Source organism: Rhodobacteraceae bacterium S2214, assembly GCA_025141675.1.
Classification (GTDB): Bacteria; Pseudomonadota; Alphaproteobacteria; order Rhodobacterales; family Rhodobacteraceae; genus Yoonia.
The window spans coordinates 159,381-171,606 of sequence record CP081161.1 but is presented as its reverse complement, the minus strand read 5'-3'; the positions used below and the strand labels follow the sequence as shown (position 1 = coordinate 171,606).

Below are 12,226 nucleotides of genomic sequence, written 5' to 3'. Positions count from 1 at the left end.
TTGCCGCGGCGGACCCTCCGGGGGAGATATTTATGACCAAAAGAAGGGTGAACTGATGTCGACCGCTGTGATTACACACAAGGATTGTTTCGATCATGTGACACCACCAGGCCATCCAGAACAGGTCGCAAGGCTAGATGCTGTTTTGGCAGCGCTTGAGGCTTTGGATGTGCGACAGGTCACCGCCCCGCTTGCCGCAGATGATGATATTTTGCGTGCTCATCCGAAATCTCATGTGGAGTCCATCAAGGCGGCGGCGCCTGTAGAAGGCTGGCGGTCGTTAGACGCGGATACCCATATGTCCGTAGGCACTTTGGCGGCTGCGTATCGTGCAGCCGGTGGCGTCGTGAAGGCCGTGGATATGGTGTTAGATGGTGAGGTTGGGAACGCCTTTGCCGCCGTCCGCCCGCCGGGTCATCATGCAGAAGGTGAAACCGCGATGGGGTTCTGTTTTTTTGGCTCGGTAGCGATTGCTGCCAAGCACGCGTTGGACCATCACGGGTTAAATCGTGTCGCGATCCTAGATTTTGATGTGCACCACGGCAACGGGACGCAAGATTTGGTCGAGGATGATCCCCGGATCTTGTTTTGCTCTAGCCACCAATCGCCGCTTTACCCGGGCACCGGGGCTGCCCACGAGACAGGCGTTGGGAATGTGTTGAACGTGCCCTTGCCAGATGGCACAGGGTCTGCTGCTTTTCGTAAGGCATGGGATGATATCGTGTTTCCACGCGTGGATGCATTTCAACCCGAACTCATCCTTGTGTCCGCCGGTTTTGATGCGCATCAGGACGATCCATTGGCCGGCATGATGTTGAAGACCGACGATTTCGCCTGGATCACCCGCCGGATTTGCGCGCTTGCGGATTTGCATTGCGCAGGGCGCGTGGTATCCGCCCTTGAAGGCGGTTACGATCTGGATGCCCTTGGTGCCAGTGTTGCCGCGCATGTCGGTGTTTTAGAGGAAGCAAGCAGATGACAGACGCTGTTGATCAGATGAGTTTTGAAGACGCGATGAAGGAACTGGAAACCGTTGTCGGCCAGCTGGAACGCGGCGATGTGGCGCTGGATCAATCGATTGCGCTTTATGAACGCGGTGCTGCGTTGAAAGCGCGCTGTGAGGCGAAGCTGAAAGAGGCCGAAGAAAAGGTCGCGAAGATTACGCTCGGTGAAGGTGGTCAACCGAATGGGACTGCGCCGCTGGATGCTTAAGACCGCATTGCAAGATGCGCAGACGCGTGTTGCCGCTGTTGTTGCGACCGCATTGGGCGATGTCGATCTGACGGTGGCGGATGCGATGCGTTACGCTGTTGGCGGTGGCAAAGGGTTGCGCGGGTTTCTAGTCTGTGAAGGGGCGCGATTGCATAGTGTGCAAGGTGCCGATCACGTGGCTGCTGCGATTGAATGTCTGCACAGCTATTCGCTAATCCACGATGATATGCCTTGCATGGATGACGATGCGTTGCGGCGCGGTCAGCCCACCGTACATGTAAAATGGAACGAAGCGACCGCCGTTTTGGCGGGCGATGCGTTGCAGTCATTGGCCTTTGAGCTGATCGGCCACGCCCCCATTGATGCCGCCGCACGCGTTGATCTGCTGACGTCCTTGGCTGTCGCATCCGGAGTGCGCGGTATGGTCGGCGGGCAAGCCTTGGACATTGCCGCCGAAACAGCCACGACACCCCTGACGCTTGATCAAATCACGACGTTGCAGGCGGGCAAAACCGGTGCGCTGATCACATGGTCGGCGATGGCGGGCCCTCGCATGGCGCAGGCGGATACGGCGGCGTTGCAGGCCTATGGCGACGCGCTTGGCCTCGCTTTTCAGATTGCGGACGATATTCTTGATGTTGAGGGCGACGCAGCGACCGTCGGCAAGGCGGTGGGCAAGGATGAAAGTGCTGGCAAGGCGACCTTTGTGTCCCTTCTGGGGCTGGATGCGGCAAAACGTCGGGCGAAGGTGCTGGTAGACGAGGCCTGTGATGCGTTATCACCATATGGGAATGATGCGGAGCCGCTGCGGGATGCTGCCCGCTATGTGATCACCCGCGATAAGTAGGAGCCGACAGATGGCTGACCGTCCAACCACCCCGATCCTTGATCAGGTTCACGTCCCTGCGGACATGAAAACCCTGTCTGATGCGCAGTTGCGCCAGCTGGCTGATGACGTACGCGAGGAAACGATTTCTGCGGTGTCGGTGACGGGCGGGCATCTGGGTGCGGGGCTTGGCGTCGTTGAACTGACAGTAGCGTTGCATGCGGTGTTCGACGCCCCGAAGGACAAAATCATCTGGGACGTGTCCCACCAATGTTATCCCCATAAAATCCTGACAGGCAGGCGTGATCGTATCCGTACCCTGCGGATGGAAGGCGGGCTGTCCGGTTTCACGAAACGGTCCGAAAGCGAATACGACTGCTTTGGCGCTGCGCATTCCAGTACGTCGATTTCGGCTGCTTTGGGCTTTTCGGTCGCCCGCGATCTGGGCGGTGAAGGTGGGGACGCAATCGCGATCATCGGCGACGGGTCGATGTCGGCAGGCATGGCTTACGAGGCGATGAACAACGCGGGGCATCTGAAAAAACGCCTGATCGTGATCTTGAATGATAACGAAATGTCGATTGCGCCACCAGTGGGTGCGATGTCGTCTTACCTGTCGCAGCTTTACGCGGGCGAGCCGTTTCAGGAACTGAAAGCAGCCGCCAAGGGTGCCGTGTCGTTCCTGCCCGAACCGTTCCGTGAAGGGGCCAAGCGCGCCAAGGATATGGTCAAACATATGACCGTTGGCGGAACCCTGTTCGAACAATTGGGCTTTTCTTACATCGGTCCGATTGACGGGCATGATATGGATCAATTGCTCGCGGTTTTGCGCACCGTGAAGGACCGCGCAACCGGTCCGGTTCTAATTCATGCGATTACCAAAAAGGGCAAAGGGTTCGCACCGGCAGAGGCCGCCCGCGACAAGGGACATGCCACGGGCAAGTTCAACGTCGTGACGGGTGAACAGAAGAAAGCGCCGTCAAACGCACCGTCCTACACGTCCGTCTTTGCGGAAAGCCTGCTGAAACATGCGGCGACCGATACGAAGATTTGCGCAGTGACTGCCGCCATGCCTGACGGCACGGGCCTGAACAAATTTATGGAACGTTACGCGAGCCGTTGCTTTGACGTCGGTATCGCTGAACAGCATGCAGTGACCTTTTCTGCGGGCCTTGCGGCGGGTGGGATGCGACCGTTTTGTGCGCTCTATTCCACGTTCTTGCAACGCGGTTACGATCAGGTTGTCCACGATGTTGCGATCCAGCGGTTGCCTGTACGTTTCGCGATTGATCGCGCGGGGCTCGTGGGGGCGGATGGCGCCACACATGCGGGCGCGTTTGATGTGGCGTTCCTTGCGAACCTGCCCGGATTTGTCGTGATGGCTGCGGCGGACGAAGCAGAGCTGGTGCATATGGTTGCGACCGCCGCGGCCCACGACGAAGGCCCAATCGCATTCCGTTTCCCGCGCGGTGAAGGTGTGGGCGTTGATATTCCGGCAGATGCGCAGGTCTTGGAAATCGGCAAAGGCCGGATGATCCGTGAAGGGTCCAAGGTCGCAATCCTGTCTTTTGGCACCCGCCTGCAAGAAGTCGAAGCCGCCTGCGAGGCGCTGGGTGCAAAAGGCATCACGCCGACGATTGCGGATGCACGATTTGCCAAACCGCTCGACCGCGACATGATCCTGAAACTGGCAGAAGACCATGACGCGTTGATCACCGTGGAAGAAGGCGCCGTTGGCGGGTTCGGATCGCATGTGGCGCAATTGCTGGCGGATGAAGGCGTGTTCGATCACGGGCTAAAATTCCGGTCGATGGTGCTGCCCGATATCTTCATCGACCAAGCAAACCCGCGCGCTATGTACGACATGGCCGGATTGAATGCGGCTGACATCGAAGCGAAAGTGCTCGAGGTGATGGGCGTCGCGACGATTGAAAAACGCGCCTGATACGGGTATTTTGCGGACGTCTTGGGGGCTAGCCCCCAAACCCCCAAGGTATTTACGACCAAAAGAAGGGGGCGGCGCACGACCTAACGGTTGTTTGCATCCAGACGCCGTTCAATCGCGATAAGTTTTGCCATGACTTCGTCTCTGTAAGCATCCGTCGCGGCGTTTCCTTCTTCAGCGTGCGCATCTTGCATGGAATTCACGATCAGACCGACCAGCAGGTTCACAACGGCGAAGGTCGTGATCAGGATGAACGGGACAAAGAACGCCCAAGCGGTCGGATAAACCTCCATCACGGGGCGCACGATGCCCATCGACCAGCTTTCCAACGTCATGATCTGGAACAGGGTGTAGGCGGACAGCGCAAGATTGCCGAACCAATCGGGGAAGGCCGCGCCAAATAGCTTTGTTGCTATGACCGCGCCGATGTAGAAAATGATGCCCATCAGCAAAAATACCGATCCCATGCCTGGCAGGGCGGTCACAAATCCTTCGACAACGCGGCGCAGCGAAGGCGCGACGGACAGCACGCGCAGGACACGCAGCACGCGAAGCGCGCGCAAGACGGATGCGCCTTGCGTGACGGGCACAAGCGATATGCCGACAACAGCAAAATCGAACAGGTTCCAACCATTGCGGAAAAACCGCGGGCCTTGCGCGAACAGTTTGGCCGCGATTTCGACGGTAAAGATGGTCAAACACAGCAAGTCGAGGAAACGGATCACGGAGCCAGCCTGTGCCATGACCGTCGTCGACGTTTCCAGTCCCAAGATCACCGCATTGAACAAGATGACGACGATGATCGCGTTCTTAACGGGTTGGCGGTCGAGAAAATCGGATGCTTGTTGACGAAATGACATGCCGCGGCCCTTATTAAAGTCTCGGTTTCATATGGGTCGGGCAAGCTAAATGCGCAAGGCGGCAATGGTGACGCCATGTCTTGCTGGACCGAAATGGTTTTCCACGTTTGACTGGTCGCAGGAGGACCCAAAGATATGATGAACAAACGGCGCATTTTCCGGTGGATCGTGTTTCTTTTGGCCGCGTTCTATTGCTTGCGGACTTTGTTCTTTGGCGATTTTTCCGAATTTGGCGGCCCGTTTCGTTACTTGACGATCTGGGCGCTGTTCTGTTCGTTCTTTGCCGCAAGTCGGATGATGGCGTTGGAAGAAGGACGCAGCACGCGGCGCTGGGACGGCTTTGTGTGTATGACCGCTGTAATCAACGCGATGGTCGTTTTCTTGTATTGGCGGCTGTTTTTCGCGGACCCTGCGTCTGTCACCCGCGACGGCGAACTCGGGCAGTTCTACCTCGAAATGTATCTGCACGGCCTTGGCCCCGCCTTGCAGATCGCGGACACGTTGTTTGTGCATCGCAGCTACAGGAAACTGACCGCACCATTGGCGTGGCTCTTTGGGGTGATCGCAGCCTACGTCGCGTGGGCCGAAATGGTGGTCGGACCGATGAACGATAGTCCGGTCGGTGCGGTGACAAGCGGATTGCCCTACCCATTCCTGAACGATCTGGCACTAAACGGCAGGGCGGTCTTTTACGGATCAAACTTTGCGGTCGCGTTAGTTTTGTTGCTTGTTTTCGCAGCGGTAGCTTGGCTTATCCGCCGGACATTTCCTGCGCAAACAGCGCCTTAAGTCCTGATTTGTAGTCGGGGTAAAGCAGATCAACACCCAATTCATCCTTGATCCGGTCGTTCCGCACTTTCTTGCTTTCGGCATAAAAACTGCGGGCCATCGGGGTCATTTCGGCCGTTTCAAAATCCTCGGCCTCTGGCACAGGCAGCCCGAGCAGTTCGGCCGCGTAGGCGATCACGTCTTCGGGCGGGGCAGGATCATTGTCACAGACGTTGTAGGCTGCACCCGGATTGGGACGTTGAATAGAACCATCAAGAATACGGGCGATGTCAGCGACATGGGTTCGGCTAAACACCTGTCCGGGTTTGATAATGCGCCGCGCAGTCCCGTTGCGGACCTTCGAAAACGGCCCGCGTCCGGGCCCATAAATACCAGCGAGCCGAAAAATATGCAGCGGCAACCCATCAATCTCTGACCAAGCCGCTTCCGCTTTCACACGCGCGATACCGCGTTTGGTGGCTGGGGTCAGGGGTGCAGTTTCATCGACCCAATCGCCTTGGTGGTCGCCGTAAACGCCGGTGGTGGACAGGTAGCCGACCCACGCGAATTGATCGACGCGTTTCGCGATCTCATCCCGTAATTCGGCAAGCACCGGGTCACCGTTTTCACCGGGGGCAGCTGAAATCAACAGGTGTGTCGCGGCATCAAGAGCGGGGATCATATCCGCGCCAGGCCAGATGCGCGGTTCAATCCCGTCTTGCATGAATGTAACAGCCTTGTCCTCTGACCGTGTTGTGCCGATGACGCGCCAGTCGCGCGGCAGCAAAAGCCGTCCCAATGCCTGCGCCGAATATCCGTGTCCAAATGAAAGCAATGTCTGTGTCATGGCACCCGTGGTGATACAGACAAGACAGATGCGCAAGTCCGTGCTAGCATTTCAGGATGAGCAAACCGCCGATTGTCAAAGACGCATACGCCCTCACCTCTGCTGAAGCGGTGAAGGAATTGTATCGCGATTGGGCTGTCAGCTACGACATCGGGTTTAGCGTTAGCCAAGGCTACCAAATCCCACGTGAAGTGGCGCTTGCATTTTTCGGGGCGGAAGGTGTTGGGCCCGTGCTGGACGTTGGTGCCGGAACGGGGCTTGTTGGCGAACAATTGGCCGCACTTGGCGACGTCATCATTGATGGTGTTGATTTGTCCGCTGAAATGTTGGCGGTCGCGGCCACAAAGGGTCATTATCGGGATCTTATCGAAGCGAACATCCTACAACCACTGCCGACGCAGCAACGCTACGCCGGGGTCGTTAGTGCTGGCACCTTCACCCTAGGGCATGTCGGCCCCGAAGGGGTCGTGGCCCTGTTAGATGTCGCCGAACAGGGTGCCCTTTTTGTGATTGCGGTAAACGCGGAACATTTCGAAGGCGCAGGTTTTGCCACGATGCTGGATGACATCGACGACCGCATCGCCGACCTAAGCTTCAAAGACATCCGCATCTATGACGACCGCGCATCAGAAGATCACATTGATGACATGGCCCGTTTGATCATCTTTCGCACCGTTTAGCGTCCCTTCCAAACCGGATCGCGTTTTTCGGCAAAGGCTTTTGCGCCTTCAAGCTGGTCTTCGCTGGAATAAAGCACATCAACGCTGGCCAATTGCCGCTGCGTGATCCGGTTCATGGCGTCTTGGAAATTGGAATCTTCCGCATCGCGCACAACCTCTTTGATCGCAGCATATACCAACGGCGGACCGGACGCGATCAGGCGGGCCATTTCCCATGCTTGATCCATCAGATCAGCGGCAGGATAGGTGTGGTTCACCAACCCCCAACCCATCGCTTCTGACGTGTCGAACCATCGCCCCGTTAGCAGCAGTTCCATCGCGATATGATAAGGGATGCGTTTCGGCAGCTTGATCGACGCGGCATCCGCCACAGTGCCAGACCGGATTTCGGGTAGGGCAAAGGTGGCGTGATCAGCAGCCAGAATAATATCGGCAGACAGGGCAAGCTCTAACCCGCCTCCGCAACAAATGCCGTTCACGGCGGCGATCACCGGTTTGTTCATCCCGCGCAGTTCCTGCAATCCGCCAAACCCACCGACACCGTAATCGCCATCAACGGCGTCGCCTTCACTGGCGGCTTTCAAATCCCAACCGGGGCAAAAGAATTTGTCGCCCGCGCCAGTAATAATCGCGACACGCAGGTCAGGATCGTCGCGAAAATCTGCGAACACATCCCCCATGATCCGCGATGTCGCAAGATCAATGGCATTGGCTTTTGGACGGTCCAGCGTGATTTCCAGTATGCCACCTTCGCGGCGCGTTTTGATTGGGTTGGTCATCGGTTACTCCGGATATGTTTGGCGCCACAGCGCGTCCGCGATCACAGCCTCTGTCGGCGTGCAAATCAGCGGATTGATTTCGATTTCGACAAAGCCGTCGGTCTGCATGGCGACGCAAGCCTGCAGCTTCAGGATCTGGTCAATAATGGCAGCGCGATCCGCAGCAGGCTTGCCGCGATATCCGTCAATCAACGGCGCGATCCGCAATTTGCCCAACGCCGCATCAATTTGTTCGTGCGTCGCAGGCAACATCAAATGCTGGGTGTCCTGCCATAACTCGGCCAAAGTGCCACCCGCCCCAATCGTCAGCATAATCCCGTGTGCCGGATCATGCGTCGCGGCGATCAACAGTTCGACAATGCCGCCTTGGGCCATTTCTTCGACAAAGTTGTGCCCGCCGCTGGGCGGCAACGTCGCCAGCGCCGCAGTCGCGTCATCAGCCGTGCGCACATTCAAAATAACGGCATTCGCCTCTGTCTTATGTGCTATCCGGTCCGCCTTTACGACAACCGGAAAATTGAGCGCTGCGATCTGGTCAGGATCCGTTTCCAACGCATTGCGCGGGACATTCAGGCCGTGACTGCGCAGCATCTCTTTCGCGGCACGTTCGCCGTGATCAATATGCTGGTCGTATGTGGTGCCAGTCAGCAATCCCTCACATGGCGTTTGACGGGTCAAGGCTGCGGCAGCTGCCATCGCCTCTGCCAATCCCTGTAGGGGTGCCACGTTGTGGGCCAGCAATCGCTCGGCGACGGCTGTCGGCATCGTTTCTGGCAGTGACGACACCATCGCAACAGGTCCGCCCTTTTCCTGTGCGCCGATTGCTGCATCAACCGCGCAATCCCAATCCTTCGGGTCAGCACGGGCAAGATCAGGGACATCCACGACGGTCATTGTCAGGGCAACAGCAGGATCGACCATCGCAGACCATGCGGCTGTCATCGCAGCCGTGTCACGCCAAATATAGGTGTGGTAATCTAGCGGGTTCGCCAGCGCGACCTTAGGGCCCAGAACATCGCGAAGCGTTGTCGTTTGCGCAGCGGTCAACGCCGGAAACGTCAACCCGTACGCTTGCCCCAGATCCGCAGCCAGCGATGCCTCGCCCCCCGAACAACTGATCGACGCCACCTGTTTGCTGTCCAAGCGGCCGCAAACATGGCCTAGCTTCAAAGCCTCTAAAAATTCGGGCAACGCATTCACACGGCCAATGCCAAGGAAAGATAGCAAAGCATCGGCACTCGTGTCCTCACCAGCCAATGACGCAGTGTGTGATTGCGTGGCCGCTCGGGCCGCTTCTGATCGGCCCGCCTTGATCGCAACAATCGGAATATCGCGGGCATGCGCCTTGTGCGCGACCGCTTCCCATCCCGCGAGGTCGGTGAAACCCTCGACATGCACGCCAATCGCCGTGATCCTATCGTCATCGAGCAATGCATCCATGATCGCCGCCTGCGATACCTGCGCCATGTTTCCGCACGTGATCATCATCGCAATGGGCAGGTTACGGGCCTGAAACGTCAGATTGATCGCGATGTTCGATGATTGGGTCAGGATCGCGACACCACGATCCACACGCGACAACCCGTGCTGGTCGGGCCAGATGATTGCGCCATCCAAAGCGTTGATAAAACCATAACAATTGGGGCCAAGGATCGACATGTCGCCTGCCGCATGCAACAATCGGGTCTGGGCGTCGCCCGCAAGTCCATCCTCTGCCTGCGCTTCGGCGAATCCGGACGCAAAACAAACCGCGCCGCCTGCTTGCGCCTTCGACAACCGCTCTGCCGCACCAATCGTGGCATCGCGGTTAATGCCGACAAAGGCAACGTCAGGTGCGGCAGGTAAATCCGGCACACCTTGATATGCGGGCAATCCGGCAACCTCGGTTTTCACCGGATGGATCGGCCATATCTGACCGGCGAAACCAAAGGCCTGCGCTTGTTTCACAACCGCTTCTCCCCATGCGCCACCACCAATCACGGCCAGTGACTTCGGTTTCAAAAGCCGTTGCAAGTCAATCGACATCAGCCGTCCCCCGCTTCTTTTGGTCAGAAATACCTCGGGGAGCGCGAGGGGCTGGCCCCTCGTACCTGTCGGCTTGGCGCGCCAAGTCGAAATACATCACGCGCCCAAGGCCCGCAGCAAGTCGCGACTAATGATGTGGCGTTGAATTTCCGACGTCCCATCCCAAATCCGCTCCACACGCGCATCACGCCAGAACCGTTCGAGCGGATAATCATCCATCAACCCCATACCGCCGTGAATTTGGATCGCAGCATCAGTCACGCGGGCCAGCATTTCAGACGCATATAGTTTCGCCGACGCAATTTCGCGGTTCGCGGGCAGGCCTTTATCCAAACGATCCGCCGATGCGAGCGTGAGCAGATCAGCCGCATCAATCTCTGTGATCATGTCTGCCAGCTGGAAACTGACGCCTTGGAATTTCCCAATCTTCTGGCCGAATTGTTCGCGTTCAGCGGCGTAATTCAACGCGTAGTCGAACACACGACGTGCGCGACCCACAGACATCGTCGCGACTGTGATCCGCGTGGCATAAAGCCATGTGTTCATCACTTCGAACCCGCCATCGACCTCGCCCAGCACTTGTGCGTCAGGCAGGCGGCAGTCGTCGAATTCTAGGATCATGTTTTGGTAACCGCGGTGCGACACCGATTTGTATCCGTCGCGGATCGTAAAGCCGGGCGTGCCGCGATCCACCAGAAACGCCGTGATCCGCTTCTTAGGGCCGCGCTGGGTCTGGTCTTCGCCCGTCGCGATGAAGACGATGATGAAATCGGCATGTTCTGCGCCGGAAATGAAATGCTTCGTCCCGTTCACCACCCAATCGCCGCCGTCACGAATAGCGCTGCATTTCATCCCGCGCACATCAGATCCCGCCCCCGGTTCGGTCATCGCAAGCGCATCCATCTTTTCACCGCGCACCGCAGGCATCAGATATTTTTCGACCTGATCACCTTCGCACGCCATCAGGATGTTCTGGGGTCTACCAAAGAAGTGGTTCAGCGCCATCGACCCGCGCCCCAGTTCCCGCTCGACCAGCGCAAATTCCAAGTGGTTCAGGCCAGCGCATCCCACGCTTTCAGGGAAATTACAGGCGTAAAATCCCAGCTCAATTGTCTTGCGCTTGATCTCTTGCGCGATCTCTGTGGGCACGTGGCCGGTGCGTTCGACCAGTTCTTCATGCGGATAGATTTCGTTTTCAACGAAGCTGCGCACAGTCTCCGCAATCATCGTGTGTTCGTCAGTGGTGCCGTAAATTGTCATGGGATCGCCTTGGGTTTGAGGTCAGGAAAAAGGGAAAAACCCTTTCACCCCCTCGGCGCCAAACGTCGCGTGCTTTTCCACTGCTTTTTATCATCAAGCACGCTGCTAGCTCGCATAGGGCGACCCTTCTTCATCCAAGATGGCCTTGAGTTCGGCCAGATGCCGTTGATCTTGCTCAGGATAGCTTTCCAATTCAAGCGCGGTTTTTTCGGCGATGTCGTCGGGCAGCACGCGTAAGGGTAGGCCCGTTTGCAGTGCGCGAATGTAGGTTTCGCAGGACCGTTCAAAATAGAACATCCGGTTGAAGGTATCCGCGACCGTGTCGCCGATCACCAACACCCCGTGATTGCCCATGATCATGACCTTTTTCTTCGGATCGCTAAACTGCGCTGCACAGCGTTCGCCTTCGTCCTCAAACGCCAAGCCGCCATAACCATCGTCGATTACATAGCGATTGAAGAAGGTGCAGCAGTTCTGATCAATCGGGGGTAGGCGACTGTCTTGCAACGACGCCAACACCGTGGCGAACGTGGAATGCACATGCATCGCGCAGCGCGCATGTGGGACCAGTCGATGAATGCCGCCATGCAACCCCCATGCGGTTGGATCGGGCGCATCGGGCCCTTTCAACGTGTCGGGATCATTGGCGTCTACCACGATCATATCGGACGCTTTCACGCGGCTGAAATGCACCTGATTTGGGTTCATCAGAAACCGTGTGCCATCGTCATTGATCGCCAACGAGAAATGGTTCGCCACCCCTTCGTGCATGTTCAATCGGGCCGTCCAGCGAAACGCTGCCGCCAAATCAACCCGTTCTTCCCAATGATCAACCGTGTTGCGCATGTCGTCCTCCGTTTGGGCTACGCTGGCAGGCCATTGCTTCGTAATCAAGCGTTTTTGGTTTCATTATTTGGACAAAAACAGCCCAAAATGGGGTGGTTGGTGTCACATAGTGAGACTGGCCCAAACCCAAGCAAAATAAAGCGGTTTTGCGTCGTTTTTTGCCTTGTTTCGCGTTTGA

The 12,226-nt window shown here is 57.3% G+C and carries 12 protein-coding genes; 6 read left to right on the top strand and 6 right to left on the bottom strand.

Features of this window, described 5'->3' with window-relative positions; translation table 11 throughout:
- The first annotated feature begins 55 nt into the window (after nt 1-55).
- The 4 genes from K3729_00825 to dxs are packed head-to-tail and all read left to right on the top strand — an operon-like array spanning nt 56 to nt 3,983.
- Nucleotides 56-979, top strand: coding sequence for a histone deacetylase family protein (locus tag K3729_00825; protein UWQ99376.1), 924 nt, complete (start codon nt 56-58; stop codon nt 977-979).
- The gene (locus tag K3729_00820; GenBank protein ID UWQ99375.1) at nt 976-1,212 is read left to right on the top strand and encodes an exodeoxyribonuclease VII small subunit; all 237 of its coding nucleotides are present in this window, start codon (nt 976-978) and stop codon (nt 1,210-1,212) included. The genes K3729_00825 and K3729_00820 overlap by 4 nt, the downstream gene beginning before the upstream one ends.
- Nucleotides 1,205-2,059, top strand: coding sequence for a polyprenyl synthetase family protein (locus tag K3729_00815; protein ID UWQ99374.1), 855 nt, complete (start codon nt 1,205-1,207; stop codon nt 2,057-2,059). Before K3729_00820 ends, K3729_00815 begins: the two co-directional genes overlap by 8 nt.
- A 10-nt stretch (nt 2,060-2,069) precedes the next feature.
- Nucleotides 2,070-3,983 carry a 1-deoxy-D-xylulose-5-phosphate synthase gene (gene dxs / locus K3729_00810; GenBank protein UWQ99373.1) on the top strand — a complete coding sequence of 638 codons (1,914 nt, stop codon included), beginning with the start codon at nt 2,070-2,072 and terminating at the stop codon, nt 3,981-3,983.
- An 83-nt stretch (nt 3,984-4,066) separates the two neighbouring features.
- Here the strand turns inward: dxs and K3729_00805 are convergent, their stop codons facing one another.
- On the bottom strand, nt 4,067-4,843 hold the full coding sequence (locus tag K3729_00805; GenBank protein UWQ99372.1) for an ion transporter: 777 nt from the start codon (nt 4,841-4,843) through the stop codon (nt 4,067-4,069).
- Between the two features lie 138 nt (nt 4,844-4,981).
- Here K3729_00805 and K3729_00800 point away from each other — a divergent pair, with 138 nt between their 5' ends.
- The gene (locus K3729_00800) at nt 4,982-5,632 is read left to right on the top strand and encodes an androgen-induced gene 1 family protein (GenBank protein ID UWR00890.1); all 651 of its coding nucleotides are present in this window, start codon (nt 4,982-4,984) and stop codon (nt 5,630-5,632) included.
- On the opposite strand, the gene K3729_00795 is transcribed toward K3729_00800, so the two are convergent.
- Nucleotides 5,595-6,458, bottom strand: coding sequence for an SDR family oxidoreductase (locus K3729_00795; GenBank protein ID UWQ99371.1), 864 nt, complete (start codon nt 6,456-6,458; stop codon nt 5,595-5,597). The two genes, K3729_00800 and K3729_00795, sit on opposite strands and share 38 nt — an antisense overlap.
- A 56-nt stretch (nt 6,459-6,514) precedes the next feature.
- On the opposite strand from K3729_00795, the gene K3729_00790 reads away from it, so the two are divergent.
- Nucleotides 6,515-7,138, top strand: a complete 624-nt coding sequence (locus K3729_00790; protein UWQ99370.1) for a class I SAM-dependent methyltransferase — start codon at nt 6,515-6,517, stop codon at nt 7,136-7,138.
- Here K3729_00790 and caiD read toward each other — a convergent pair.
- The 4 genes from caiD to K3729_00770 all read right to left on the bottom strand — a co-directional run bounded on the left by caiD (nt 7,135) and on the right by K3729_00770 (nt 12,048).
- Nucleotides 7,135-7,917, bottom strand: a complete 783-nt coding sequence (gene caiD / locus K3729_00785; GenBank protein ID UWQ99369.1) for a crotonobetainyl-CoA hydratase — start codon at nt 7,915-7,917, stop codon at nt 7,135-7,137. The two genes, K3729_00790 and caiD, sit on opposite strands and share 4 nt — an antisense overlap.
- A gap of 3 nt (nt 7,918-7,920) precedes the next feature.
- The gene (locus K3729_00780) at nt 7,921-9,942 is read right to left on the bottom strand and encodes an acetate--CoA ligase family protein (protein ID UWQ99368.1); all 2,022 of its coding nucleotides are present in this window, start codon (nt 9,940-9,942) and stop codon (nt 7,921-7,923) included.
- Between the two features lie 96 nt (nt 9,943-10,038).
- Nucleotides 10,039-11,202, bottom strand: coding sequence for an acyl-CoA dehydrogenase family protein (locus K3729_00775; GenBank protein UWQ99367.1), 1,164 nt, complete (start codon nt 11,200-11,202; stop codon nt 10,039-10,041).
- 105 nt (nt 11,203-11,307) lie between these two features.
- Nucleotides 11,308-12,048, bottom strand: a complete 741-nt coding sequence (locus K3729_00770) for a class II aldolase and adducin N-terminal domain-containing protein (GenBank protein ID UWQ99366.1) — start codon at nt 12,046-12,048, stop codon at nt 11,308-11,310.
- Nucleotides 12,049-12,226 lie beyond the last annotated feature (178 nt).

Coding starts and splice junctions, on each gene's coding strand:
- K3729_00825 (UWQ99376.1), top strand. CDS start 56: ATGTCGACCGCTGTGATTACACACAAGGATTGTTTCGATCATGTGACA.
- K3729_00820 (UWQ99375.1), top strand. CDS start 976: ATGACAGACGCTGTTGATCAGATGAGTTTTGAAGACGCGATGAAGGAA.
- K3729_00815 (UWQ99374.1), top strand. CDS start 1,205: ATGCTTAAGACCGCATTGCAAGATGCGCAGACGCGTGTTGCCGCTGTT.
- dxs (UWQ99373.1), top strand. CDS start 2,070: ATGGCTGACCGTCCAACCACCCCGATCCTTGATCAGGTTCACGTCCCT.
- K3729_00805 (UWQ99372.1), bottom strand. CDS start 4,843: ATGTCATTTCGTCAACAAGCATCCGATTTTCTCGACCGCCAACCCGTT.
- K3729_00800 (UWR00890.1), top strand. CDS start 4,982: ATGAACAAACGGCGCATTTTCCGGTGGATCGTGTTTCTTTTGGCCGCG.
- K3729_00795 (UWQ99371.1), bottom strand. CDS start 6,458: ATGACACAGACATTGCTTTCATTTGGACACGGATATTCGGCGCAGGCA.
- K3729_00790 (UWQ99370.1), top strand. CDS start 6,515: ATGAGCAAACCGCCGATTGTCAAAGACGCATACGCCCTCACCTCTGCT.
- caiD (UWQ99369.1), bottom strand. CDS start 7,917: ATGACCAACCCAATCAAAACGCGCCGCGAAGGTGGCATACTGGAAATC.
- K3729_00780 (UWQ99368.1), bottom strand. CDS start 9,942: ATGTCGATTGACTTGCAACGGCTTTTGAAACCGAAGTCACTGGCCGTG.
- K3729_00775 (UWQ99367.1), bottom strand. CDS start 11,202: ATGACAATTTACGGCACCACTGACGAACACACGATGATTGCGGAGACT.
- K3729_00770 (UWQ99366.1), bottom strand. CDS start 12,048: ATGCGCAACACGGTTGATCATTGGGAAGAACGGGTTGATTTGGCGGCA.